Annotated in this window: 25 protein-coding genes; 10 read left to right on the top strand and 15 right to left on the bottom strand. The window is 67.8% G+C overall.

Going from position 1 to position 23,346, the window contains the following annotated elements:
- Positions 1–15: 15 nt before the first annotated feature.
- Positions 16–459, top strand: a complete 444-nt coding sequence (locus EV645_RS25140) for a DUF6228 family protein (protein WP_130446390.1) — start codon at positions 16–18, stop codon at positions 457–459.
- 74 nt (positions 460–533) lie between these two features.
- Here the strand turns inward: EV645_RS25140 and EV645_RS25145 are convergent, their stop codons facing one another.
- Together EV645_RS25145 and EV645_RS25150 are read right to left on the bottom strand one after the other, a co-directional pair.
- Positions 534–2,114, bottom strand: a complete 1,581-nt coding sequence (locus EV645_RS25145; protein WP_130446391.1) for an HNH endonuclease signature motif containing protein — start codon at positions 2,112–2,114, stop codon at positions 534–536.
- A 556-nt stretch (positions 2,115–2,670) separates the two neighbouring features.
- A complete protein-coding gene (locus EV645_RS25150; protein ID WP_130446392.1) occupies positions 2,671–3,315 on the bottom strand; it encodes a VC0807 family protein in 645 nt (214 codons plus the stop codon).
- A 93-nt stretch (positions 3,316–3,408) separates the two neighbouring features.
- Here EV645_RS25150 and EV645_RS25155 point away from each other — a divergent pair, with 93 nt between their 5' ends.
- Positions 3,409–3,987, top strand: a complete 579-nt coding sequence (locus EV645_RS25155; protein WP_242000632.1) for a TetR/AcrR family transcriptional regulator — start codon at positions 3,409–3,411, stop codon at positions 3,985–3,987.
- Here EV645_RS25155 and EV645_RS25160 read toward each other — a convergent pair.
- Genes EV645_RS25160 through EV645_RS25175 form a run of 4 tightly spaced genes read right to left on the bottom strand, consistent with a single transcriptional unit; the run spans position 3,976 to position 7,414 of the window.
- A complete protein-coding gene (locus EV645_RS25160) occupies positions 3,976–4,410 on the bottom strand; it encodes an EVE domain-containing protein (RefSeq protein ID WP_130446394.1) in 435 nt (144 codons plus the stop codon). The genes EV645_RS25155 and EV645_RS25160 overlap by 12 nt on opposite strands.
- 3 nt (positions 4,411–4,413) lie before the next feature.
- Positions 4,414–5,916 (bottom strand): tripartite tricarboxylate transporter permease, encoded by a 1,503-nt coding sequence (locus EV645_RS25165; RefSeq protein ID WP_130446395.1) that lies wholly within the window; start codon positions 5,914–5,916, stop codon positions 4,414–4,416.
- Complete coding sequence (locus tag EV645_RS25170; RefSeq protein WP_130446396.1) at positions 5,916–6,419, bottom strand: tripartite tricarboxylate transporter TctB family protein; 504 nt, start codon at positions 6,417–6,419, stop codon at positions 5,916–5,918. The genes EV645_RS25165 and EV645_RS25170 overlap by 1 nt, the downstream gene beginning before the upstream one ends.
- Positions 6,416–7,414 (bottom strand): Bug family tripartite tricarboxylate transporter substrate binding protein, encoded by a 999-nt coding sequence (locus EV645_RS25175; RefSeq protein ID WP_130446397.1) that lies wholly within the window; start codon positions 7,412–7,414, stop codon positions 6,416–6,418. Before EV645_RS25175 ends, EV645_RS25170 begins: the two co-directional genes overlap by 4 nt.
- 180 nt (positions 7,415–7,594) lie before the next feature.
- On the opposite strand from EV645_RS25175, the gene EV645_RS25180 reads away from it, so the two are divergent.
- Positions 7,595–9,247, top strand: coding sequence for a sensor histidine kinase (locus EV645_RS25180; protein WP_130446398.1), 1,653 nt, complete (start codon positions 7,595–7,597; stop codon positions 9,245–9,247).
- Positions 9,244–9,909: a response regulator gene (locus EV645_RS25185; RefSeq protein WP_130446399.1), complete on the top strand. Its 666-nt coding sequence runs from the start codon at positions 9,244–9,246 to the stop codon at positions 9,907–9,909. The genes EV645_RS25180 and EV645_RS25185 overlap by 4 nt, the downstream gene beginning before the upstream one ends.
- 895 nt (positions 9,910–10,804) lie before the next feature.
- Here the strand turns inward: EV645_RS25185 and EV645_RS25190 are convergent.
- Together EV645_RS25190 and EV645_RS25195 are read right to left on the bottom strand one after the other, a co-directional pair.
- Positions 10,805–11,359 (bottom strand): DinB family protein, encoded by a 555-nt coding sequence (locus EV645_RS25190; protein WP_130446400.1) that lies wholly within the window; start codon positions 11,357–11,359, stop codon positions 10,805–10,807.
- Complete coding sequence (locus tag EV645_RS25195; RefSeq protein WP_130446401.1) at positions 11,356–11,883, bottom strand: gamma carbonic anhydrase family protein; 528 nt, start codon at positions 11,881–11,883, stop codon at positions 11,356–11,358. The genes EV645_RS25190 and EV645_RS25195 overlap by 4 nt, the downstream gene beginning before the upstream one ends.
- An 86-nt stretch (positions 11,884–11,969) precedes the next feature.
- Here EV645_RS25195 and EV645_RS25200 point away from each other — a divergent pair, with 86 nt between their 5' ends.
- On the top strand, positions 11,970–12,332 hold the full coding sequence (locus EV645_RS25200; RefSeq protein ID WP_130446402.1) for a cupin domain-containing protein: 363 nt from the start codon (positions 11,970–11,972) through the stop codon (positions 12,330–12,332).
- A gap of 3 nt (positions 12,333–12,335) precedes the next feature.
- On the opposite strand, the gene EV645_RS25205 is transcribed toward EV645_RS25200, so the two are convergent.
- Positions 12,336–12,905 carry a TetR/AcrR family transcriptional regulator gene (locus EV645_RS25205; protein ID WP_130446403.1) on the bottom strand — a complete coding sequence of 190 codons (570 nt, stop codon included), beginning with the start codon at positions 12,903–12,905 and terminating at the stop codon, positions 12,336–12,338.
- A 115-nt stretch (positions 12,906–13,020) separates the two neighbouring features.
- Between EV645_RS25205 and EV645_RS25210 the strand changes: the two genes are divergently transcribed.
- Together EV645_RS25210 and EV645_RS25215 are read left to right on the top strand one after the other, a co-directional pair.
- Positions 13,021–14,400 (top strand): MFS transporter, encoded by a 1,380-nt coding sequence (locus EV645_RS25210; RefSeq protein ID WP_130446404.1) that lies wholly within the window; start codon positions 13,021–13,023, stop codon positions 14,398–14,400.
- Positions 14,390–14,857, top strand: a complete 468-nt coding sequence (locus EV645_RS25215; protein WP_130446405.1) for a GNAT family N-acetyltransferase — start codon at positions 14,390–14,392, stop codon at positions 14,855–14,857. Before EV645_RS25210 ends, EV645_RS25215 begins: the two co-directional genes overlap by 11 nt.
- Here EV645_RS25215 and EV645_RS25220 read toward each other — a convergent pair.
- On the bottom strand, positions 14,842–15,639 hold the full coding sequence (locus tag EV645_RS25220; protein WP_242000633.1) for an endonuclease/exonuclease/phosphatase family protein: 798 nt from the start codon (positions 15,637–15,639) through the stop codon (positions 14,842–14,844). The two genes, EV645_RS25215 and EV645_RS25220, sit on opposite strands and share 16 nt — an antisense overlap.
- A gap of 89 nt (positions 15,640–15,728) precedes the next feature.
- Between EV645_RS25220 and EV645_RS25225 the strand changes: the two genes are divergently transcribed.
- Entirely contained in the window at positions 15,729–16,568 is an 840-nt protein-coding gene (locus EV645_RS25225) for an EamA family transporter (protein ID WP_198681827.1), read from the top strand.
- On the opposite strand, the gene EV645_RS25230 is transcribed toward EV645_RS25225, so the two are convergent.
- Together EV645_RS25230 and EV645_RS25235 are read right to left on the bottom strand one after the other, a co-directional pair.
- Entirely contained in the window at positions 16,555–17,367 is an 813-nt protein-coding gene (locus EV645_RS25230; protein WP_130446407.1) for an SDR family NAD(P)-dependent oxidoreductase, read from the bottom strand. The two genes, EV645_RS25225 and EV645_RS25230, sit on opposite strands and share 14 nt — an antisense overlap.
- Positions 17,364–18,692: an FAD-binding oxidoreductase gene (locus tag EV645_RS25235; protein ID WP_130446408.1), complete on the bottom strand. Its 1,329-nt coding sequence runs from the start codon at positions 18,690–18,692 to the stop codon at positions 17,364–17,366. The genes EV645_RS25230 and EV645_RS25235 overlap by 4 nt, the downstream gene beginning before the upstream one ends.
- Before the next feature lie 176 nt (positions 18,693–18,868).
- Here EV645_RS25235 and EV645_RS25240 point away from each other — a divergent pair, with 176 nt between their 5' ends.
- Positions 18,869–19,525: a DUF998 domain-containing protein gene (locus tag EV645_RS25240; RefSeq protein WP_130446409.1), complete on the top strand. Its 657-nt coding sequence runs from the start codon at positions 18,869–18,871 to the stop codon at positions 19,523–19,525.
- Positions 19,526–19,570: 45 nt separating this feature from the next.
- On the opposite strand, the gene EV645_RS25245 is transcribed toward EV645_RS25240, so the two are convergent.
- Complete coding sequence (locus EV645_RS25245; RefSeq protein WP_130446410.1) at positions 19,571–20,863, bottom strand: esterase-like activity of phytase family protein; 1,293 nt, start codon at positions 20,861–20,863, stop codon at positions 19,571–19,573.
- A gap of 87 nt (positions 20,864–20,950) precedes the next feature.
- A complete protein-coding gene (locus EV645_RS25250) occupies positions 20,951–21,439 on the bottom strand; it encodes a VOC family protein (protein ID WP_130446411.1) in 489 nt (162 codons plus the stop codon).
- 120 nt (positions 21,440–21,559) lie between these two features.
- On the opposite strand from EV645_RS25250, the gene EV645_RS25255 reads away from it, so the two are divergent.
- Positions 21,560–22,219 carry an alpha/beta fold hydrolase gene (locus EV645_RS25255; RefSeq protein WP_130446412.1) on the top strand — a complete coding sequence of 220 codons (660 nt, stop codon included), beginning with the start codon at positions 21,560–21,562 and terminating at the stop codon, positions 22,217–22,219.
- Here the strand turns inward: EV645_RS25255 and EV645_RS25260 are convergent.
- Positions 22,208–23,338, bottom strand: coding sequence for a serine hydrolase domain-containing protein (locus EV645_RS25260; RefSeq protein WP_130446413.1), 1,131 nt, complete (start codon positions 23,336–23,338; stop codon positions 22,208–22,210). The genes EV645_RS25255 and EV645_RS25260 overlap by 12 nt on opposite strands.
- Between the last annotated feature and the right edge of the window lie 8 nt (positions 23,339–23,346).

Raw genomic sequence — 23,346 nt, forward strand, 5'->3', positions numbered from 1 at the left:
CGCAACACTGGGCTCATGCAGTCCATCACCATCGGAAAGCCCCACGAGTACCTCCGCCTGACCGCAGTCCGATGGCCGTCGGACAGCGCGCCGGATTACGTGCCGAGAGAGAAGCGCCGCTACCTGCAAGCCGAGCTCCGGAACCACGACGTCACTGCGAACACCAGGCTCGACCTCTGGCACGACTACGCCGGCCTGCCGCAGTACTTCGAGCAGGTCGTAGCTCATTGGCCCGAGTGGGAGAACTCCTCCATGACCTGGGGGCTGTCCAGTGCGCTCAGGCTTGAGCTCATCCACGGCCCGCGGCCGGCAGGGGGCCCGGATCACTTCAGTCTGCGGATCAAGCTCCAGGGTGGACATGGGCACCGGCGCAACTTCTGGGTGCTCGAGACCTCGATGGTCCTCTCGCCTGAAGAACTCGAAACCATTGCACGCGACATCCGTGAGCTGACGGACTAGGTCGTCTGCAGCTTTGCCGACGAGCAACGCCGTACGTCGACCTGGGTAGGCCGGTTGGGCGGTGTCGGCGCGGGCTACGGGCTGGGCTCGGAGCTGGCTGCGGTGGGGAACTCCGCCCATGGATCGAACTGCCGGCCGCACGAGGACGTGACGCGACCCGGGGTCGCCCGATCGGTCCGGGGCGTCGGGTCCTCACCCCAGATGGCGCGGTACGTCGCCTCCCGGACCGACGCAGTCGGCGTCGGCTCGGGAGGTGTCGGTGCGTTGCGCTCAGACCGCTCCGGTCTGCTGTCGGTCAAACCGGAGAGCGAGGGCGCTGGTATGTCGGATGGTGTGTGCGGTGAACCAGATCGTGCGGCGTTGCGCGGTGGGTCGGCCCAGGCGGGGCGGCTCACGTCGACGACGCCGTCAGTGATGGTGATGGTCCAGTGGCCGTTGTGAAGGTCGCTGTGGTGTCGGCGACAGAGTAGGGCGAGGTTCTCGATTTTGGTCTCGCCGCCGTCGATCCAAGACTTCACATGGTGGGCGTCGCACATGATCGGCGGGGCACCGCAGACCACACAGCCCTTGTCGCGGGTGTTCAAGGCGCGGCGCATCGCCCGGGTGACCAGCCGCTCCGACCGGCCGACGTCGAGCGGCTCCGAGTTCGAGCCCAGCACGAGCGGGAGGATCCTTGCGTCACAGGCCAGCTGGCGGATGGTTGCCGCGGACAGTCCATCGCCGTGGACGAGTTGACCGGTGGCGTTGCCGGTTGCGGTCTTGAGGTCATCGAAGTCGATGGTGATGGTGACGTTTGCCTTCGCCCCGAATCCGGGCAGCCATCCATCCTTACCAGCGTCAGCGGCCGCGGTGCCATCGTCCGGCGTCGATGGCGGGTTGCTCGCCGGGCGGGGTTGGTAGCCGGCGTCGGTGGCCGCTGCGGCGATGGTCAAGGCGATGGTGAGAGCGTCGGCCTGGCGCTTGTCGCGGGGTCGGGGGTCGAGTTCGCCGTCGATCGTCTTGTGGGGGCGGGCGCCGGCGTGGATCAGGCTTCGGAGGAGTTCGGCGTTCTCGTTGGCGAGGTAGCCGCGAAACTTCACTCCGTTCTCCGCAGGGGCCAGTGTCAAGGACTCTCGGGCGTAGGCTCTGCGTTCATCCGGCTCGGGGCCGTCGGAGTCCAGTAGGTCACAGATCTGCTTGGCGGTCGCGCGGAGCTCGTCTGGCGGAAGGTGCGCGGCCAGGCTCACCAACTGCTTCTCCGCCACATCGAGGTCTTCGACCGGCACCCTCGAGCGCACCCGCTCCAGCGCGGACACGATCGCCGCGGCCTGCGCCGGACGCAACAACCACCCGCGGTCAGCAGGTCCCGCGTCGGCAACGCCCGGAGCTGGGATGCCCGCAACCAGAGCGGTGGATACATCACCGTACTTCGGCAGGGCCCGGGCGAGCTTGACGTCACGGTAGGCGTCACGACGGTTCTGGCGGTGCCGGAGGGTCAGCAGCTCGACGGCGTCCCGGGCGCCGAGTTCCTCGGCATAGCCAGTCTCGTCGATGCGTGCGACCAGTTGCAGCCGATAGGTCTCCTTCCGGGCGATATCGGCATCCACGGCGTCGAGAGCGGCCAGCAGTTCGCCGTCACTCATCGACCACGCCGGCCGCTCGTCCAGAAGTTCCATGCCACTGACGATATACGCCCCCACCGACAGTTCTCAAACCCAGAAGTCTTTATTTTCAAGGAGATTTGTTATCCACAGCCGCACTCACTTGCGGATGTTGCCCGAGGCAACGGTAGCCCGCCGAGGTGGAGCGCTCCATCGCAGACGCCAACTCGGGTGCCCCGGAACCTAGTACCGGTGTCGTCGCCGTGAGGTCGTTCGGCGTGGCGGCTGGCGGGTTGTTTCAACGCTGACCGGTTGCTGCGGGTCAGCGGTCGAATAAGCGGTCAGTGGGCTTCCACGTTTGGGGTTCGGGGAGTCCTGCTGGTCGTTTCAGGGGGTAGGGCTCCCCGAAGTGCCCGTGCGGCCTGCCCGCGGGGCAATCGTGAACCACCCGCGGCACCCCAAACCGGTTTGGGGGCCGGGGCCGGCGGCTGGGACTCGGCCGGTCCCCGGCGAGGATCCCGCATCGGGAAGAAATCCTCCCCAGTCGATGTCGGGCTCGACCGATGCCGCACGGCCGGCGTGACCAGCGGTCCAGGCCTGGACTTATTGCATGAACTTCAGACGCACGACACTAGTGCTGGTGTCGTCGTTGATGCCCTGACCTCGCTCCGGCCTGCTCCAATGCGCGCCGGCGGTGGTTGCGGTACCAGAGGGACCACGCGATCAGGATGCCGAGGGCGGCTACGTGCATGACGGGGGAGATGTTGGCCATGGTGTTGACGGGGAGGGTGTAGACGAGGATCAGGCGGATGATCGCGTCGGCCAGGAGCACGGTGCCGAAGACCGCGGTCAGGGTGGTGAAGTGCCGTCGGAACGTCGGTTGGTCGCGCCAGCGGTCGTCCCATTCGGCAAGGAGTTCGGGCTTGGCAGCGTTGGCCTTTCGGGCCAAGGAGTAGACGAGCGGGCGGCCGAGCAAGACCGAGCCCAGTAGGAGCAACCCCGCCGCGCCGGACAACACGGACTCTTTGGCGAGCAGGATCCGGGGATCACCGGTGAGCAGCGAGATGACGAGCAGTACGGCGAACGTCCCACCGACGAATGCGGCCAGCCCGTTCAACCGTCGCTGTACGACGGCGATGACGGCGACCCGCACCAGCGCGGCACCCGCGGCAGCGGCGAGGGCGGGGAGTACGTCGTACCCGAGGATGCGGCCGGCGTAGTAGACGACGAGCGGTAGACCGATGTCCCACAGCAGACCGGGGAGGAGCTTACGCATGATGCCGAACCTTTCTCTTAAGATACTGCTAGTAGCTTAAGAGGCTGCAATCACACGGAAGTAGGTCGAATGTCATGGGATACCCTGAGTATCGTGACGACACGGCGACGGGGTGCGGCGCTGGAGGAGGCAATCCTGCAGGCGGCGGTCGAGGAGCTGACCGAGGTCGGGTACCGCGAGCTGACAATGGACGGCGTCGCCGCGCGCGCCGGGACCGCGAAGAACGTGATCTACCGTCGCTGGCCGAGTCGGGCCGCGCTGTGCATCGCGGCGTACCGTCATATGCTCCCGACCGGTCCCGACTCAACTCCCGACACCGGCTCGCTCCGCGGGGATGCGCTCGCACTGCTCACCCGTGCCAACGACCGCATGTCCTCTCCGGTCGGTCGCATCCTGCGCCAGCTTCTCGCCGACATCCAGTCCGACCCCGAGCGGATGCGCGAACTCCGCGACCAGGTCGCCCGCGCCGGCGTCTCGCACTGGCTGACCGTCCTGGCCCGCGCCGCGAGCCGCGGCGAAGTCGGCCAGCAAGCGCTCACGCCACGCGTGGCCACCGTCGCCGTCGACCTGCTCCGCAACGAATACGCCCTCAACGGCGCGACCGCAGTCTCCACCGAAGTCCTGACCGAGATCGTCGACCAGGTCTTCGTCCCGCTCGCCTCACGAGACTGACATGGCCGACCGCAACGCCTCGAAGTCTTCGGGCTCGAGCTGGACGAGGCCGCGCCGGAGTTGGTAGCCCCAGTTCGGCTGCCGGGTGAGCTCGAGCTCCACCTCGCGTACTGCGGCGCGCTGCACCGGCAGGAACTCGATCCGCCGGCGCCAGGGCTGCACGATGCCGTGGGAGCCCATGTTCATCGGTTCAGCCTGGTACGGCGCTGCGTCGGCGACCACGCCCAGTGCCGTGAACGCGCGGAGCGGCTGCTTCTCGCCGTACCGCTCGGTCGGCGAGTAGATCACGAACCCGTCGCCCTCACGCAGGCGCGCGACGCCGTACCGCTTGCCGTGGTTGAGCTGGATGAAACCGCCCTCGACCGCCCGCTGGGTATGGTCCGCGGAGACCACACCCAGCCAGGCGCGCTGCAAATCCGTCATACCTCACTGTCCGCCGGAATATACGACATCTTTCGTCATGATTTTCCGGCTGAGTCTGGCGATCAGCGGCCAGGCGATCATCAACAGGATCGCCACGTAGATGACGTACGCGACCGGTCCGCCGATCAGCCCGGAGACATCGCCGTTGGACAACTGCAGTGCCATCCGCGCCTGCCGTTCGGCGATCGGGCCGAGGATCACGCCGATGATCAGCGGCAGCACCGGCAGACCGAACCGGCGCATCCCGAAACCGAGCAGCCCGAGCAGCAGAAGCAGCAACAGGTCGAGCGGCTGCGCGTTCACGGCGTACGCACCCATCGAGGCGAAGAAGATGATCCCGGCGTACAGATACGGCCGCGGGATCTGCAGGAGCTTCGCCCAGGCCGGCGCCAGCGGCAGGTTGAGGAGCAGCAGCATCAGGTTGCCGATGAACAGGCTGGCGATCAGTGCCCACACCAGCCTCGGCTCGCGCTGGAACAGCAGCGGCCCGGGCTGGATGCCGTACGACGTGAACGCGGCCAGCATCACCGCTGCGGTCGCATTCGTCGGCAGACCGAGCGCGAGCATCGGTACGAGCGTCCCGGCTGCCGACGCGTTGTTCGCGGCTTCCGGCCCGGCCACGCCCTCGATCGCGCCGTGCCCGAACTCCTCCGGGTGCTTGGACAGCTTCTTCTCGGTCGCATACGACAGGAACGTCGGGATCTCGGCGCCGCCCGCCGGCAACGCACCGATCGGGAACCCGTACGCCGTACCGCGCAGCCACGGCTTCCACGAACGACGCCAGTCCGACTTGCCCATCCACGGACGGCCGACCGGAATCACCGTGCCCGGGTTCCGCCGCAGATGGGCCGCGACCCAGAGCGCCTCGCCGACCGCGAAGATGCCAACGGCAACCACTACGACATCGATGCCATCGGCAAGCTGCGGTACGCCGAACGTGAGTCGCTGCTGGCCGGTCACCTTGTCGATCCCGACCAGCCCGATCACCAGCCCGAGCAGTAGCGCCGCGAACCCACGGATCCGGGACGATCCGAGCACCGAGGTCGCACCGGCGAACGCGAGCAGCATGATTGCCAGGTAGTCCGGTGCACCCAGACTGATCGCGAACTTCACCACCTGCGGCGCAACCAGCACGAGCAGCAGCGTCCCGATCGTGCCGGCCACGAACGACCCGATCGCCGCGGTCGCCAACGCCTGCGCGGCCCGTCCGGCGCGCGCCATCTTGTTGCCTTCGATCGCCGTCACCACCGATGACGACTCACCTGGCGTGTTCAAGAGGATCGACGTGGTCGAGCCGCCGTACATCCCGCCGTAGAAGATGCCGGCGAACATGATGAATGCCTGCACCGGCTCGAGCCCGTAGGTGATCGGCAGCAGCAGCGCCACCGTCATCGCCGGCCCGATCCCGGGCAGTACGCCGACCGCCGTACCGACGGTGACGCCGAGCAACGCAAGAAGCAGATTGATCGGTGTCAGGACATCTGCAAATCCCTGAAGGAGGTCCATCACAAGATCCCTTGCAGTACGCCGGCCGGCAGGTTGACGCCCAGCCCGATCGCGAACGCGTAGAACGTGATCAGCGCCAGCGCGACTGCGATGAACACGTTGCGGATGTGGTGCCGGCTGCCGAGCGCGAACGCCGATCCCCAGAACAGCAGGGTCCCGCTGATCACCCAGCCCAGCGGCTCGATCAGCGCCAGGTTGACCACGAACGCGGCGATCAGCGTGAGCACGGTGCGCCAGTCGACGGAGGACGTCACGTCGACGTCCTCGCCTTCCTCGGCCTCACCGGTCCCGCCCCGCGCGACGTCCACGGCGTACAGGACGGCGACGACGAGCAGCAGGATGCCGAGGACGATCGGTACCGGCTTCGGGCCGATCGGATCGTTGCTGTTGGCAATGTGCTGGAGCCGGGCGGCGTCGACGATCACCAGGACGCCGACCACCGCCAGGAACCCGCACACTCCGTACTGCGCACGATCCGGCCGCCGGGTAGCGGCCTCGGTCATGCTGCCAGGCCCAGCTTCGTGAGGATGTCGGCGACGGCCTTGTCCTGGTCGGTGAGGAACTTGCCGAACTCGTCACCGGTCACGAACGCATCGGTCCAGCCGTGCTTGTCCAGCTCGGACTTCCATTCCGCGGAGTCGTGCATCTTCGTCAGCGCGTCGATCCAGACCTTCTTGTCCGCGTCGCTGATCCCCGGCGGCGCGACGATGCCACGCCAGTTCGTGAACACCAGGTCGATGCCTGAGCCCTTCAGCGTCGGCACGTCCTTCAGCGCCTCGATCGGCTGCTCACTCGTCACCGCGAGTACGCGCACCTGACCGCTCTGGACCTGGTCGAGGAACTCACCGAATCCACTGGCCCCGAACGCGATCTTGCTTCCCAGCAACGCGGGCAGCAGCTCGCCGCCACCGTCGTACGAGACGAAGTTGACGTCTTTCGGCTCGATGCCGACGGCTTGCGCGAGCTGCATCGGCAGCAGGTGGTCCGGCCCGCCCGGCGACGAGCCACCGCCGACCGCCATCCCCTTCGGGTTCGCCTTCCACGCGGTCACCAGGTCGCCGATCGTCTTGTACGGCGAGTTCTTCGGTACGACGATCGCGCCGGCCTCTTCGATCATCTTGGCGATCGGGGTCGTCTGGGTGAGCGTCGCCTTCGACTTCGAGGTGTACGTCGCGCCGACCACGCCGAGGCCCATCTGCATGGCGAGCTTGCCGTTGCCCTTCTCGTTCACGACCCGCTGCAGGCCGACCGTGCCGCCGGCGCCCGGCAGGTTGAACACCTGTACGCCGGTCGCGATCTTCGCGTCCTCCATCACCTTCGCCGCGACCCGGGCGGTGGTGTCGTACCCGCCTCCGGCCGCGTTCGGCACCATCAGCCGCAGCCCGGTCGCGGGCTTGCCGCTGTCGGCGTTCGTGTCGGATTTGTCCGCGGTCGCGCCGCAGGCGGTCGCGCTGACCAGCGCGAGCACTGCTGTGGTGACCCAGAGCATCGGCCTCATGGCGGTGTCCTTTTCGATGGGGATCAGGTGGCGACGATCGTGGACCTCCAGCGGGTACGGCGTCTGCGTTGTGGCCGCAGCGGTGGTTGAGTTCATTGTGGTCACAGGCGGAATCTGGGTGAAGTGTGGCACTCCGGCTCCGCAGCGGTGATCATGCGGCAGGACCTATGGGAGGTGAAGATGGCCGTCAGGCTCGGGAAACGTCCGACTTTGGCCGGGCAGCTGCTGGTGCTGCAGCTCGCGATCGTCGTGGTCGTGCTCGTCGCCGTCGCCGCGGTCTCGCTCGCCCAGTCCGCCGCCACGTTCAACCGGGTCGAGGGGCGTCGGGTGACCGCGCTGGCCGAGCAGCTCTCCGGGAGCCAAACGCTCCGGTTCGGTATCCGCCACCCCGCGCCGGCGGAGGTCCTCGCACCGTTGCTCCAGACAACGTTGACGCAGTCGGGCGTCACCTCGATCACGGTCGCCGACGCCCAGGGCCGGATCATCGCGGCCACGAACCCCACCACGATCGGCAGCTCGTTGGCCCTCGGTGATCCCTGGGTTGCGCAAGGCCGTGGGTGGTCCGGCGAGTTGCGCCTCGGAGACGGGAAGGAACTGGTCTCGCAGGTCCCTGTGCTCAGCCAGGGCACGGATTCGAGCGGTCGTCCGGACGGGACGCTCGGCGATCACATCGGCACCGTGATGGTCGGCGAGCAGGCTCCGACGATCTGGCAGCGGTTGCGCGGCGCATCGTCGTACCTGGCGATCTATCTCGGGATTGCCTGTGTGCTCGGGCTGCTCGGGTCGTGGTTGCTGGCCCGCCGGATCAAGCGGCAGACGCTCGGCCTCGAGCCGCGCGAGATCGCCGGTCTCGCCGAGCACCGGGAGGCGATGCTGTACGGGCTGGCCGAGGGAGTCGTTGCCTTGGACCCCCATTTGCGCGTGACGCTGGTGAACGACGTCGGCCGCCGGCTGCTCGACCTACCTTCGAGCGCGGTCGGCCGCAGCCTGGACGATCTCGGGATCGAGGGCCGGCTCCGCGAAGTGCTCGCCGGCGAGGACGAGGCGCGCGACGCGGTCGTCGTACGGCGTGGGCGCGTGCTCGTGATGAACCGGATGGAGGTCACGAAGGACGGGCGGTCGCTCGGGTCGGTGACGACGCTGCGCGACCGGACCGAGCTGGCGCAGCTGGAGCGGGAGCTGGGATCGTTCCGTTCGTCCGCCGAGTTGCTCCGGGCGCAGACGCACGAGTTCGCGAACCAGCTGCACACGATCTCGGGGCTGATCCAGATCGGGGAGTACGACGAGGTCGTCACGTACGTCGGCGCGCTCAACCGGTACCGTGAATCGCTCGACCTGACCGTGACCCGACGGGTCCACGACACTGCGGTCGCCGCCCTGCTGATGGCGAAGTCCTCGCTCGCGGCCGAACGCCGCGTCGAGCTTCGCGTGTCCGAACGGACGACGCTGCTCCGGCTCGACCCCGCGCTGTCCGCCGACGTGGCGACCGTGGTCGGCAATCTCGTCGACAACGCGATCGACGCGGCGGCCCAGTCCGGTACGCCGCTGTCGCCCGCGTGGGTCGAGGTCGAACTGCGGCAGGACGCAACCAGCGTGGAGATCGTGGTCCGCGACTCCGGTCCGGGGGTGGCGCCCGAGTTGGCGCAGGAGGTGTTCGCGCACGGCTTCACCACCAAGGCCGCGGCCGAGGGCGAACGCGGGATCGGCCTCGCGATGACCCGGCTGATCTGCCGCCGGCGCGGCGGCGAGGTCGCGGTCACCAACAACTCCGACGGCGGCGCGGCGTTCGTCGCCCGCATGTCTGCCCAGCGCACGCCCGAGGGAGCCCGATGATCACGGTCCTCGTCGTCGACGACGATTTCATGGTCGCCCGCATCCACCGCGGGTTCGTGGATCGCGTGGACGGCTTCGAAGTCGTCGGTACGGCGAACTCCGGCGACCAGGCCGTCGCGGCGCTGACCGAGCTCCGCCCTGATCTGGTGCTGCTCGATCTCTACCTCCCCGACGTGTTCGGCATCGAGCTGATCGGCCGCATGCGCGCCGTACAACCGGATGTCGACATCCTCGTCATCACGGCGGCCCGCGAGGCCGACGCGGTGCGTGGCGCCGTACGCCAAGGGGTTGTCAACTACCTGCTGAAACCCTTCGGTTTCGAGGATCTGCGGGTTCGCCTACAGGAGTACGCCCGCCGCCGCGCGAGCGTCCCCGACGAGGTCACCTCCCAGGCCGACGTCGACCGGGTCCTCGCGCCCGCCCGCCCAACCGTCAACCGCCTGCCCAAGGGCCTCAGCCAGGAAACCACCGACCTGGTCACCGCCGCCCTCCGCACCACCCCCGACAACCTCTCGGCCGCCGAATGCGCCGAAAAAGTAGGCATCTCCCGCGTCAGCGCCCGCCGCTACCTAGAGTTCCTCTGCACCCAAGGCCAAGCCCAAGTAACCCTCCGCTACGGCACCACCGGCCGCCCCGAACGCCGCTACCACTGGAGAAGCTAGAAGTACTGCGTCTGCCCCCCCGCGGTCTACGCAGCTGCTTTCTTCGTCGCTCCGCTCCTCAGCGCACCTGCTACGCCCGACTACCCACCCACCCCCGGCTCATCGCCGGTGCATCCTTTCCGGCTATCGCCGGGAGGTGCGGGCTGCCGCCCGCGGGTCGCTCGCTGCGCTCGCAGTGAATGCCAGCCGCCGTCGTCCGGGGACACCGACCGGCGGGAAGACCAGACGTCTCTCCGCACGTCCGTGCCCTCGCCCCGACTTACTGCTCGACCAGCAGCTCGTGAATGGTTGTCACGCCGACTCGCAGCGGACGCGTCCACCATCCGTCCGCATTAACGGTGTCCAATGTGTGCCTGCTGATCCGGCGGCGGCTTTGCTGGCCAGAACGGCACCCACGTCGACCGAGTCAACGCGTCGGCCTCCCCGACAGAGGCGGTCGAGTAGGACCCCCACCGGTGCTCGTGGGTGACAACGTCTACAAGCGACACGAGTCTGGCGCCGGCGACAAGCACATCCACTCTTTGCCGACACCTCGCCTGACAGTCAATACCCGACCACCCCTGGCGTCTCCCGTCGGCCTGATGGTCGTTCATGGGTTGCTGACGGCGGGAACACCGGTCAGGGCAGCGTGACCAGCAGGACGCGGCGGGTCGCCGCCTGTGCTTTCGGCCGGGGCTTTGTCGTGGTGACGGTCGCGCGGGTTCTAACTGCGAGCGCAGCGAGCGACCCGCGGGCGGCAGCCCGCAACTCCCGGCGCTAGCCGGAAAGGATGCACCGGCGATGAGCCGGGGGGTGGGTGGGTAGTCGGGCGTGGCAGGTGCGCTGAGGAGCGGAGCGACGAAGAAAGCAGCTGCGTAGCACGCGGGGGCAGACGCAGTACTCCTGACTGCAGTTGTCAGGGCTTGACGGCTTGGGCGGCCTGTTCGATCTTCGCGTGGTGGGCTTGCCAGTCGACTTCTGGGGAGCCGGTGGGGGCGCCTAGTTGTTCGCGGAGGATGTCGGCGTGGCCTGTGTGGCGGTTGGTTTCGGCTACTACGTGGACCAGGATGTTGAGCAGTTTGACGTTGGGGCGCGGCCACCACGGGACGAATCCGGGGGCGTCGATCGGGAGGGCGTCGATGGTGGTGTCGGCGTACTCGCAGGCGCGTTGGTACGCCGCGATCACGTCGGCGCGGGACTCGTGTTCGCGGACCCACATGTGGTCGTGGTTCGCGTAGCCGGGGTCGTCGAAGGTCGGGATCGGCTCGGGGTACGGGCGGTCGAAGATCTCCCCGAAGTACCGGGCCTCGGTCAATGAGAGGTGCTTGACCAGGCCGAGGAGGTTGGTCCCGGTCCGCGTGAGTGGGCGGCGTACGTCGTACTCCGGCAGCCCGTCAAGCGTCGACAGGAGCGACTCCCGCACCCACCGCAACTCGTCGTGCAGGTAGGCCTTGGCGAACTCGTCGATCATGACTCCTCCACTAACTCGACCGTCGCAGCGTGGCGTTCGGCGAGGGAGTGGTAGACGGCGGCGTTGTGGTCGACGAAGAGCTTCGCCATGCCTTCGAGTGGGACGATCTTCTTGGCCGGGCTGCCCATCGCGACCGATTCCGGCGGGATGACGGCGCCCGGCGTGACCGTGGATCCGGCCGCAACCAGCGAACGCTCGCCGACTACCGCCCCGTCGAGCACGATCGCGCCGTTGCCGACCAGAGCCTGCTCGCCGATCGTGCAGTCGTGGACCAGGCACTGGTGTCCGACAGTCGCGTTCGGCCCGATCTCGCAGCCGTTGTGCCCGACGTGAATGACCGTGTTGTCCTGGATGTTCGCCCCCGCGCGGATCGTGATCGTTCCCAGGTCGGCCCGGATCACCGCGCCGTACCAGATCGAAACCCCCGCCTCCACGACCACGTCTCCCACCAGGGTCGCGGTCGGCGCGATCCACGCGTCCGGGTGCACGGTCGGACGCTTACCTTCAAACGAATACAACGGCATGCGCCACACCTTAAGCCGGTGACGAAAGGGATTTGAAAGGACCTCGCGCGAAGTTACGGTGACTAGATCCACCGAGGAGGGTTGGAATGACGGAGATCGCGAAATCTGGGGCCGCGGTGATCGACCGGGCCGATGGGCGGGACGACGGGGAGGAGTGGACCGAGAACTACACGCAGTTGCCGGGTGGGGCCGGGGTCTCGTTGATTCTCGAGTCGACCACGAAGGAGGGCGCCGGGCCGCGGCTGCACAAGCATCCGTACGCCGAGACGTTCATCATCCGCCGCGGTACGGCGACGTTCACGGTCGGCACCGAGGAGATCGTCGGCCGGGCCGGCCAGATCCTCGTCGTGCCCGCTGATACCCCGCACAAGTTCCGCACCGGCCCCGGCGGCTACGAGGCCGTCCACATCCACGCCAACCCGACCTTCGAAACCGTCTGGCTGGAGTAGTAGTCAGGCAGGAGCAAACGCGCCCAGCAGCGTCGCGGTGATGTACGGCGCGGCCTGCTCGGACGTGATCCGCCCGGCCTGGATTTCGCCGGCGGCGCCGTGCATCACGTTGTGCATGACGCTGACCAGCCACGAGGTAGGTAGGTCCGTGCGGAAGACGCCCTCGGCGCGGCCGCGTTCTAGTAGCCGTTCCACCCGCGCCATCGGGTCGGCGTGCAGTTCTTGGACCCGCCCCGGCGGCAGCGCGTCCTGAGCCGCGAGCAGGAGCGCGCGGTACTGGTCGACCAGCTGCCAACTCGACTCGATCAACCGGGCCAGCGCATCGCGCGGATCGCCGGTCAGATCAACCTGCCCGAGCGTCTGCTCGCCGGTCGCGATCGCCTGTACGAACACCGCGTCGACCAGCTCGGCCCGCGACGGGAAGTGACCGTACAGCGTCACCCGTCCGACCCCGGCCGCCTTCGCGATCTCCGACGTACTCGCGGCCGGATCGCGGGTCAGGCACTCCGCCGCCGCGGTCAGGATCGCCGCGATGTTGCGCTGCGCGTCCGCCCGCCTGGTGGTCACCGCCATCGACCGCTCCTCATCTCGAACACCGCTGTATGAATTCCTCTTGTCGAACACCAGTGTACGAGTTACGGTACTGATCTAACCCGTACACATCTGTTCGACTTAAGGATGAGGACCGATGACCGAACCCGACCCCCGGCGGTGGCGACTGCTGGGGCTGCTCGCCGTCGCGCAGTTCATGCTGATCCTCGACGTCACCGTCGTCGCGATCGCGCTCCCGAACATCGAGACCGATCTCGGGCTCAGCCGCGAGACCCTCACCTGGGTGGTCAGCGCGTACACGCTGATGTTCGGCGGCCTGATGCTCCTCGGTGGCCGCGCCGCCGACCTGTTCGGCTCGCGCCGCGTCGTACTGACCGGCCTGATCGTCTTCACGCTGGCCTCGCTCGTCACCGGCCTGGCAGGAGGACCCGAAGTACTCCTCGCCGGCCGCGTCGCCCAGGGCATCGGCGCCGCGATGCTCTCGCCGGCCGCGTTATCCGTTGTTACGAAGACGTTCGACGGCGATGAGCGCAACAAGGCGCTCGGCATCTGGTCCGCGATGGGCGGTGGCGGCTCCGCGATCGGCGTACTGCTCGGTGGTCTGCTCACCGCCGGCCCCGGCTGGCAATGGGTCTTCTACATCAACCTGCCCATCGGCGTGATCGTGTTCATCCTGCTGTTCCGGATGCTCCCCGCCGATCGCCCGAGCGAGTCGCAGGGCCGCCTCGACGTACCCGGCGCCCTTCTCGTCACAGCAGGCACAGGTACGGCGATCTACGCGCTCATCAACGCAGGCGACCGCGGCTGGCTCTCGGCCGCAACCCTCGGCACACTCGCCGGTGCCCTCGTCCTGTACGGCGTCTTCGCCTGGGTGCAGCGCTCCGTCCGGTCGCCGCTGATGGACCTCCGGATCCTCACCCGCCGACCCGTTGCCGCCGGCACCGTCATGCTGCTGATCGCAACGGCTCTGATGATCTCGATGTTCTTTCTCGGATCCTTCTACCTCCAGCACTTCAAGCAGTACGGCGCTCTGCGCACCGGCCTGCTGTTCTTGCCGGTGGCAATCGCCGCGATCGTCGGCGCGCACCTGGCCGGCCAACTCGTCGGACGCGTCGGCGCACGCCCGGTCGCGGTCGTCGGATTCGCGATCACCGCGATCGGTATCGCTGTCCCCGCGATCTGGGAGGGTGCTGCCGTGGTCGTGATCGGGATGACCGTCGGGACGGTAGGACTCGGCACCGCGTTCGTCGCGTCGTCGACCACGACGTTCGCGCAGATCGATCATCGGGAGGCGGGCCTCGCGTCCGGCATCCTGAGCACGTTCCACGAGTTCGGCGCATCGCTCGGCGTTGCGGTGGTGTCGAGTGTGGCGGCGGCCAGTCTCGCCGGCACGGTGTCGACCGGGTTCGCCCGCGGGTTCACGTTCGCGGCGATCACCGCAGCGGTGGCGGCTGTCCTTGCGCTGATCGTCGTACCGGCGTTCAAGCCTTCAACCGGAGGGGTTCATGTCCATTGAGATTCGCCGCGCGGTGGTCGCGGATGCAGAGACGGTGCTGACCATGATGGTCGAGCTGGCGGCGTACCAGGATCAGCAGCAGTACGTGACGGCAAGCCCGCAGGACTGGCAGGGCTTTCTCGGACGCGAGGAGGTGATCGTGTTGCTGGCAGAGGTGGACGGGGTCGCGGCGGGCTATGTGTCCGCGGTGCGCCGCCCGTACCTGTGGGTCGGTGGCGATCAGCTCGCGCTCGACGACCTGTACGTCCGCGAGCAGTTCCGCGACGCCGGAGTCGGTCGCCAGTTGATGCTCGGACTCGCCCGGCACGCACTGCCGGATCGCCTCCCGATCGGCTGGGGTCTTCGCCTCGAGAACACGGCCGGTTACCGCTTCTACGAGCGCCTAGGAGCCAAGCTGGTCACGAAAACCGCGGCCAGCTGGTCCGCAGAGGCCTATCAGAGTCAGCTCAGCGAATAGGTGGCCGCGACCGGGAGATGGTCGGAGGCGAAGCTCACCGGAACTGACACCTGGGTCGGCGCCAGCTGCGCACTGTGCAGCTGGTAGTCGATCCGCTTGGCCGGCACCGGCGCCGGGCTGGTCAACCCGAGCCCGAGACCCTTCTCCGGCCAGGTGTCGGTCCAATGCGTCGTCAGCGTCTTCACCTCGGCTGATGTCGACAAGGCGTTGAAGTCGCCGACCAGCAATGTTGCCTCGGGCGCATCCTTGAGCAAGGCAACGATCGCGTTCACCTGCTCGATCCGCTCGCCGTCGCCCATCGTGGTCAGGTGCGTGTCGGCGAAGCGCAACGGCGTACCGCCGACGTCGATCAGCGTCTCTAGCAGGCCGCGCTGCTCGCTCCCCGGATGCAGCGGCAGCAGACTGTTGCGCGAGTCAACGATCGGGTACTTCGACAACACCAGCGTCCCGTACTGGCGACGGGGCTTTCCCGGCTCCAGCGGATCCCGGTCAAGGTTGGCGGCGAAGACGTAGTTCATCTTCAACCGCGCCGCCAGCCAGGCCGGCTGATCGACCCAGTTGCTGCGGGCATCGAAGTACTTGTCGACCTCCTGCAGGCCGACGATCGACGCGCCGGAGGCTTCGACCGTCTTAGCGACCCGCTCGAGATCGAGCTTCCCGTCGACACCCGCGCCGTGGTGGATGTTGAACGTCAGCGTCCTCACCGCGATGGCCTCCACCTTCGCTTGAGCAGTCAGTGGCGACACGAGCAGCAGCAAGGAACCGACCAGAGCAGCGAACACCACCGCAGTATCACATGTGCAAAGGATCAGGCCCTGGAGCTTACCGAAACGCCATGGCCGTACGGCGTCGTCCTTCCTACCGTGAAGTAATGCGACGGACGGTCCCGCCACAGGCCTACTTCATCGTCAGCGCGGTCTTCCATTACCTGGGGCCGGCGTTCGCGGTGCTGCTGTTTGCACGGATCGATCCACTCGGAGTGGCCTGGCTACGGATCGCCGCGGCCGGGCTGATCTTCTCGGTCTGGCGTCGGCCGTGGCGCGCTTGGCGGCTCCTGTCCTGGAGTACGCGCCGCCTGGTGATCGCGTGGGGGGCCGTCCTCGCGGTGATGAACTGTTGCTTCTACCTGGCGATCGACCGCATCCCACTCGGCACAGTCGCTGCTGCCGAGTTCGCGCCGGTGATCCTGCTCGCGGCGATCGCCGTGCGCTCGCTGCGCAACCTGCTGGCGCTCGTGCTCGCAGTCGCCGGCGTTTACGTGCTGACCGACATCCGCCTGTCCCACGACTGGATCGGCCTGGCCTTCACCGCCCTCAACGCGGTGCTGTTCGCTGCATACGTCGTGCTAGGCCACCGGATGTCGCAAGGCCTGCGCCGGATCGACGGCCTCGCGCTCGCGATGGGAGTCGCGACCGTGCTCGCCCTTCCCGTCGGCGTACACGCAGCCGTTCCAGCGTTCACCGATCCCGCGCTCCTCGCCGCGGCGGTGGGAGTCGGCGTGTGCTCGTCGGTGATTCCGTACGTCGCGGATCAGCTCGCGATGGCACGGCTGAAGCGGTCTACGTTCGCGTTGATGCTGGCGTTGCTGCCCGCCACGGCGACGGTGATCGGTGCCGTCGTACTGCGGCAGTTCCCGCGGCCGGCCGAACTGGCCGCGGTGGCGATCATCGTCGTCGCGGTCGGGCTGCATCGTGAAGCTAGATCGCCCTGAGTGACAGCTCCTGCCAGTCGGCCCAGGTCTTCAGCCGGTCCTCGTACGCCTGCTTCACCAGCTCGTAGCCCTGGCCGAAGAACACGTGCAGGGGCGGGTTGGGGGAGTCGGCGAGCTCGAGGATCGCCGGCCCCGCCGCGGCCGGGTCGTCGAAGTCGACCGACGACACATAGTCCATGAGCGCCTGGCGCTGGCCGTCGTACAGCGGGTTCGGGGTCGCGGCGACCCCGCCGGTCAGGCCCTCGGTTGCGTACCCGCCGGGCTCGACCACGGTCACCTTGATCCCGAATCCGGCGACCTCCTGGGCGAGCGCCTCGCTCAGACCTTCGAGCGCCCACTTCGACGCGCAGTACCCGCTGCCGAGCAGGAACCCGGTCAGCCCGGCGACCGACGAGATCTGGATGATGTGACCGCTGCCCTGCTCACGCAGGTACGGCAGCACTGCCTGCGTGACCCAGACCGGACCGAAGAAGTTGGTCTCGATCTGGTCCCGCAGCTGCTGCTCGGTGAACTCCTCGACCGCGCCGGACAGCCCGTAGCCGGCGTTGTTCACGATCACGTCGAGGCGGCCGAAGTGCTCCTTCGCCTGCTCGACGGCCCCGAAGACAGCAGCCTTGTCGGTGACGTCGAGCTCGAGCGGGAGTACTGCGTCGCCGTACGTATCGACCAGGTCGGTGAGGCTCTTGCGGGCCGTCGCGGCCACCCGATCCCCGCGGGACAGGGCAGCCTCGACGAAGTGGCGACCGAGGCCGCGAGACGATCCGGTGACGAACCAGACCTTGCCGCTATTGGGGCTCATGCCGGCCTCACGTTGTGGTTGCCCGCGAACAGGTTGGTCGGGTCATACTCGCGCTTGACCGCCGCGAGCCGCTCGTACGTCGCCGTCGGGTAGACCGCAGCCACATCGGCGTCCCCGGCGTCGGACAGGAAGTTCGCGTAGGCGCCGGTGACCTGGGGTGTGAGCTTGTCCCACAGCGCCTGGCGAGCCGGCTTGGTCGCCTCGATGACCGGCGGCGGGCCGATCGTGGTCGTGGCGAACATCAGCTCCGCCTCACGGTGCGCGTACGCCGTGGCGTCGGCTGCGACCCGCGACACGGCTCCGCCGACGGTGCGGACGGACATGATCGGCGAGCCCTGCGAGGCGCCGGTCTCGGCAAGGATCCGCAGTACCTCCGGGACGGAATCCTTGTCGACAAAGGCACTCCGGGTGATCAGCTGGATGCCGGGCGGCGGGACCACGCCGTCGACCAGGACCTCGGCGTACGGCCGGAGCGCGACGTCGTCGGCGAGCACCGTGCCGAGCTTGCGGATCGGGTCGATGGCCTGAGCGGCGAGCTCCGCGTCGTCGCCGTCGTACGCCAGCTCGATCTCCAGCGGCGCCTCGGGGCCGCCGAGGAACGGGTTGGCGAACGCCGCGATCGACGTGAGCTCGGCCGGCGCGGTGCGCTGATAGGCCGCCCAGCCCTGAAGCACCTCGGCGATCTCGTTCGCCGGGAAGGCGAGCTTGCCGAAGTAGATGTCTGTCGTCGGGTGCGCCGCGAACTCGAACGCGGTCACGATCCCGAAGTTCCCGCCGCCACCGCGGACCGCCCAGAACAGCTCGGCGTTCTCGTCCGCCGACGCCCGTACGACGTCACCGGCCGCGGTCACGATCTCGACGGCGACCAGATTGTCCAGCGCCAGACCGTACTTGCGGACCTTCCATCCGATCCCACCGGACAGCGTCAGCCCGCCGACGCCCACACTCTTGGTGTCACCCGACGAGATCGCCAGCCCGTGCGGCGCGAGCGCGGCCGCGACCTGGCCCCAGGTGGCGCCGCCGCCGATGCGTACGACGTGGCGCTCCTTGTCGACGAGCTCGATCCCGGCCAGCTTGCCGAGCTCGATCACCACCCCGCCGTCGTTCGTCCCGAACCCGGCGAACGCGTGCCCACCGCCACGGACAGCCAGCGGCAGCCCGCTCTGTGCAACATAGGCGACGGCCTTTTGGACATCCTCGACACCTGCCGGCCTGAGGACGTACGCCGGGCTGCCCCCGACCAGCACGGTCCGGCTCGCGGCGTCGTACTCCGCGTCGTCCGGTCCGACGATCTCTCCACCGAATCCTTCGATCACTGCGCTCATGACGTTCCTTTGCGTTTGTCCTCATCGAACAAACACCTGACGCCGGGCGGGCAGGTCATGTGACGTGAACAAACGCACATCACACTTCGCGGGGCTATTTCGTCTGTGGTGTCGAGTCCGGGCGTGGCCGCTCGACGCAGGGGTGACGGATTCCCCCTGTGAAAGGACTTTCTGAGATGACTACTCACGATGTGACCGTTTCGGCCCGCGGCGTCTCCACCCGTGCCCTGCTCACCGGCGGTGCCGTCGCCGGTTCGCTGTACGTCGTGGTGTGGCTGACGCAGGCGTTCACCCGGGAAGGCTTCGACATCACCCGCCACCCCGCCAGCCTGCTCGCCAACGGCGGGCCGGGCTGGATCCAGACGACGAACTTCATCGTCAGCGGGCTGCTGTCCATCGCTGCCGCGGTCGGGCTGCGCCGGGCTCTTACCGGTCGCGGTCGGGTGTGGGGCCCTTGGCTGGTGGGTTTGTACGGTTTCGGGCTCGTACTCGCGGCTGGGTTCCCCGCGGACCCGGCGGCCGGGTTCCCGGTCGGTACGCCGGCCGACTACGCCGAGATCAGCGCCCGTGGCATGGGCCACTTCGTTGCTGGTGGCATCGGTTTCTCCGGTCTGATCGGGGGGTGCCTGGTGATCGCCGCGCATTACCGTTCGATCGGTCGCCGCGCGTTCGCCCGGTTCTCCGCCGTCACCGGCATTCTGTTCTTCGGCGCCTTCGCCGGGCTCAGCGCGGGCGCGGGCAGCCGGCCCACGATCATCGCGTTCGACATCGCCGTCGTCCTCGGGTGGAGCTGGCTCACCGCGGTCTGCCTCGACAAACGCCGTACCGCATGAAAAACAGCCCTGGGAGCGCGTGGCTCCCAGGGCTGTCGGCGAGTCTCAGTGCAGGCGGATCGTGACCAGCGTCGTCTCGATGCCACTGTCGACCAGGTTGCCCTGGGCATCGAATGCCGCAGGTCCGTCGGTCATCCCGAAGTCGTTGTCGTTGATGACGACCAGGCTGTCGTGCACGAGCGCGATGCCCTCGATCTTCTTCGGTGCGCCCTTGACCGTGTTCAGGTCGAGGAACAGCTGCTTCTTCAGCGCCGGCACGCCGGTCGCGTCGGCCTCGTACGACGGAGTGGTTGCCACGTCGTCCCACTTCGATCCGAGGACGTTCGCGGACGACCGCAGTACGACGCGCTGCAACCGCGCGGCGTTGTCGGTCCGCTCCTCGACCAGCAGCGTTTCGGGGCCTGCGGCAACGACCGACGAGATCTTCAGTTCGCTGGTGTCGTCCTCACCCGGGTCGACCACGCCGACCGGGTCGAACTGGTACGCGTACTCGGCCGTCAGCTTCCCGCGGTGCGGCGAGAACCGCAGCAGGCGGGTGTTGAGCGAAGCCTCGCCGACCTTCTTGCTCGGGTTCGACAGCGGGCTCTGCAGGGCGAGGACCAGGTCGCCGCCGGGCAGCTGCGCGAGTCCCTCGAAGCCGCGGTTGATCTTGCGGGTCAGGAAGATCGCGGGCAGCGACTCGATCACCGGGTAGTCGGCGCCCTTGAGGTTCAGGCCCTTCGGGACGTACCGCGCGAGCACCTGACCGCGGCTCGACACGTGGACGAGCGACGGGCTGTACTCGTCGACCAGCCAGAACGTTCCGTCGCTCGCCCGGACGATGCCCTCCGTGTCGAGGCCGTTCGGGTTGATGCCGAGACGCGTGGAGGCGTCGAAGTTGTACGGGAGCTCGTCGCGGCTCTCCTGGTTGGACAGGCCGGTGACCGGCTGGCCGTGCCGGGTGGTGATCGGGATCGCGTCGATCACCTTCAGCTTCTTGCCGTCGACCTTGACCTTCACGATCGCCGGATCGAAGCCCGGCACCGGGAACGTCCGCCGGTTCACATCGTCGACCTTGATCTGCCCGTTCGGTCCGCGATCCGTCACGGTCCAGAACTCGCCGCTCTTACCGGCCGGAAAGATGTCACTCCCGATCCCGCCGAGGTCGACCAACCGGTCGTTGTCCACCGACCCACGGATCAACCCGTTGGAGAACTTCGCCAGTGAGATGTCCGGCAACGTAGCCGTTCCCACCACCTTCGGCCCCCGCTCGCCGGCCACGGCAGCAGGCGCAGTACCCGCCACCAACGCAGCAACCCCCACCACCGAAGCCGCCACCACCCACTTACCACGAGACATGCGATCTCTCCCCTCACAGACGTCCCCGCGACCCTCACCCGACCGCGTGAACGCCACGTGAACACCACCCAAGACCTACTGGAAGGCTCAGGCGCGGGAGCGCATTTCCTTGGCGAACGACTCTTGGAGGCGGCGCATGGCGGCGGCTTCGGTGGGGTCTGCGAAGAGGGTGGGGAGGTCGGCGGGGTCTACGTCGTAGAGGTGGGTTTGGATCCACCAGATGTTGCCTGCCGGGTCCTTGATGCGGGCGCCGCGGTCGCCGACGATTTTCGAGGTCGTCAGTTCGGTGACGATGGTCGCGCCGGCGTCGACGGCGCGGGCGACCGTCGCATCGGCGTCGTCGACGAAGACGCTGAGGAAGCTGGGGGTGTCCGGCCAGTCGGGCTGGGAGTCGAAGGCCATTATGACCGAGTGGCCGATGGTGATTTCGGCATGCCCGATCGTGCCGTCCTCGTTGGGGACGGCGAAGGCCGGCTGGGTGCCGAACGCCTCTTGTACGAACTCGAGCCAGGCCGCGGCCCCACGAACGGCCACGTACGGAGTAACAGTCGACTTACCACCGGGATATTTGCTCATGGGGCTACTCTCCGCGCAGTAGTGGCCAGCTTCTGTCCTCTATCCGACTCTGGCGGCCAATAGGCATCAGTTGGCTTCCTAGCGGTAGCAAGCCACGTGTGAATCTTGTGAAATTGCCTGATGACGACGTTCGTGCTGGTTCCCGGTGGTTGGAAGGGCTCGTGGGCTTATGAGGCGGTGGTTCCGCTCTTGGACGGGCATGACGTTCACGCGCTGACGCTCACCGGGCTGCGACCGGACGACGACGAGGCGACGGTCGCGACGGCCAACCTCGACACGCACGCGGACGATGTACTGCGGTTGCTCGATCGCGCTGACCTCACCGACGTGACGCTGGTCGGCCACAGCTATGCCGGCATGGTGATCACCGCGGCCGCGGATCGCGCAGCCAGCCGGATCTCGCGACTGGTGCATCTCGACGCCTTCGTACCGCGCGATGGCGAGTCGTGGTGGTCGCTGGTGAACGACTACTTCCGCAAACTGACCATCGAGGGCACTGCGACCAGCGGGTACGCCGTCTGCCCGCCGGGCGCCAAGGATCCCCGTCGCCGGCCGCAACCGCTCGCCTCGTTCATGCAGGCGACCCGGCTCACCGGCAAGGTCGACGAGATCCCACGGCGGGACTTCGTCTACTGCTCGGGGTGGGAGGACCAGACGCCGTTCGCCGAGCTCCACACCCGGCTCCAGGCCGATCCTGACTGGCAGGTTCACGTCGTCCCGACCGGCCACAACGTGATGAACGAGGACCCGGAGTTCGTCGCGAAGCTACTACTCAGCTAGGCAGGTACGAACGGCGTCGACCAGGCGAGTGGAACGGGCATCTCCATGACCGACCATTCGGTTCGCGGTGTAGGCGAAGGCGATGCCGTGCTCGTCGTCGCCGAAGGCGAACTGGCCACCCGCGCCGTCGTTCGCGAGGCTGCGCGGACCGAGGGTCGGGCGGAAGGGTGAGTCCAACAGGAAGCCGGATCCCCAACGAGCGCCCGCGTCGAAGCCCAAGTAGCTCGTGCCGGCGGAGACCTCGCGCGCCGCATCGTCGATCGTGTCGCGCGACAACAGCGGGTCCGCGCCGTCGAGCCCGGTGATCGCCGCGGCGTACACACCGGCGAGGCCCGTTGCGGAGGCCACGGCGCCGGCGCCGGGCAGCTCCATCCCAAGCAGCGCAGGATCGTTCCAGCCGTGCGGCTCGTCGATACCGGGGAACACCAAGGCCCCGTTCATCGTCACGATCCGCATCAACAGGTGCTCGGGATCCAACGCCGGCGGACGCCCCTCAGCCTCCTCGAGGCGGGCCAAGTGAGGCAACTCTGAAGCAGGCAACCCGATCCACGCCCGCAACCCGAGCGGCTCACCGATGGCGGTGCGGAAATATGCCCCCGGCAACTGTCCGGTCAACCGTCGCACCACTTCGCCGAGCACGAACCCGAACACGTGCCCGTGATACTCGTACGTCGACCCCGGCTCCCACAGCGGCTTCTGCTCCTCGATCGCCGCAACAACCGGCGTCCACGCCGCGATCTCCTCGAACGACAGCGTCTTGTCCAGCACCGGAATCCCGGCCCGATGCCCGAGCACCATCCGGCAGGTGATCGCCTCCTTGCCGTTAGCAACAAATGAGGGCCAGTAGGTCCCGATCGGCTCGTCCAGCGACAACTGCCCCGACTGAGCGAGCAGGTGTACGACGACGCTCACCAGCCCCTTGGCACACGAGAACACCGGTACGACGGTGTCCTGCGCCCACGGCCGCCCCGGCGCGGCATCCCCGTCCCAGAGCTCGACCACCTTGCGCCCACCGGCGTACACCGTGACGGCCGCGCCCAGCTCCGGGAACAGCGAGAAATTCTCCGCGAACGTGTCCGCGACCGCGCCGTACCCCTCGTCCACCCAACCCTTGCTCATACAGCAGA

This window comes from Kribbella rubisoli, assembly GCF_004217145.1.
In the GTDB taxonomy this organism is placed as follows: domain Bacteria; phylum Actinomycetota; class Actinomycetes; order Propionibacteriales; family Kribbellaceae; genus Kribbella; species Kribbella rubisoli.

Coding starts and splice junctions, on each gene's coding strand:
- EV645_RS25140 (WP_130446390.1), top strand. CDS start 16: ATGCAGTCCATCACCATCGGAAAGCCCCACGAGTACCTCCGCCTGACC.
- EV645_RS25145 (WP_130446391.1), bottom strand. CDS start 2,114: ATGGAACTTCTGGACGAGCGGCCGGCGTGGTCGATGAGTGACGGCGAA.
- EV645_RS25150 (WP_130446392.1), bottom strand. CDS start 3,315: ATGCGTAAGCTCCTCCCCGGTCTGCTGTGGGACATCGGTCTACCGCTC.
- EV645_RS25160 (WP_130446394.1), bottom strand. CDS start 4,410: ATGACGGATTTGCAGCGCGCCTGGCTGGGTGTGGTCTCCGCGGACCAT.
- EV645_RS25165 (WP_130446395.1), bottom strand. CDS start 5,916: ATGGACCTCCTTCAGGGATTTGCAGATGTCCTGACACCGATCAATCTG.
- EV645_RS25170 (WP_130446396.1), bottom strand. CDS start 6,419: ATGACCGAGGCCGCTACCCGGCGGCCGGATCGTGCGCAGTACGGAGTG.
- EV645_RS25175 (WP_130446397.1), bottom strand. CDS start 7,414: ATGAGGCCGATGCTCTGGGTCACCACAGCAGTGCTCGCGCTGGTCAGC.
- EV645_RS25180 (WP_130446398.1), top strand. CDS start 7,595: ATGGCCGTCAGGCTCGGGAAACGTCCGACTTTGGCCGGGCAGCTGCTG.
- EV645_RS25185 (WP_130446399.1), top strand. CDS start 9,244: ATGATCACGGTCCTCGTCGTCGACGACGATTTCATGGTCGCCCGCATC.
- EV645_RS25190 (WP_130446400.1), bottom strand. CDS start 11,359: ATGATCGACGAGTTCGCCAAGGCCTACCTGCACGACGAGTTGCGGTGG.
- EV645_RS25195 (WP_130446401.1), bottom strand. CDS start 11,883: ATGCCGTTGTATTCGTTTGAAGGTAAGCGTCCGACCGTGCACCCGGAC.
- EV645_RS25200 (WP_130446402.1), top strand. CDS start 11,970: ATGACGGAGATCGCGAAATCTGGGGCCGCGGTGATCGACCGGGCCGAT.
- EV645_RS25205 (WP_130446403.1), bottom strand. CDS start 12,905: ATGGCGGTGACCACCAGGCGGGCGGACGCGCAGCGCAACATCGCGGCG.
- EV645_RS25210 (WP_130446404.1), top strand. CDS start 13,021: ATGACCGAACCCGACCCCCGGCGGTGGCGACTGCTGGGGCTGCTCGCC.
- EV645_RS25215 (WP_130446405.1), top strand. CDS start 14,390: ATGTCCATTGAGATTCGCCGCGCGGTGGTCGCGGATGCAGAGACGGTG.
- EV645_RS25225 (WP_198681827.1), top strand. CDS start 15,729: ATGCGACGGACGGTCCCGCCACAGGCCTACTTCATCGTCAGCGCGGTC.
- EV645_RS25230 (WP_130446407.1), bottom strand. CDS start 17,367: ATGAGCCCCAATAGCGGCAAGGTCTGGTTCGTCACCGGATCGTCTCGC.
- EV645_RS25235 (WP_130446408.1), bottom strand. CDS start 18,692: ATGAGCGCAGTGATCGAAGGATTCGGTGGAGAGATCGTCGGACCGGAC.
- EV645_RS25240 (WP_130446409.1), top strand. CDS start 18,869: ATGACTACTCACGATGTGACCGTTTCGGCCCGCGGCGTCTCCACCCGT.
- EV645_RS25245 (WP_130446410.1), bottom strand. CDS start 20,863: ATGTCTCGTGGTAAGTGGGTGGTGGCGGCTTCGGTGGTGGGGGTTGCT.
- EV645_RS25250 (WP_130446411.1), bottom strand. CDS start 21,439: ATGAGCAAATATCCCGGTGGTAAGTCGACTGTTACTCCGTACGTGGCC.
- EV645_RS25255 (WP_130446412.1), top strand. CDS start 21,560: ATGACGACGTTCGTGCTGGTTCCCGGTGGTTGGAAGGGCTCGTGGGCT.
- EV645_RS25260 (WP_130446413.1), bottom strand. CDS start 23,338: ATGAGCAAGGGTTGGGTGGACGAGGGGTACGGCGCGGTCGCGGACACG.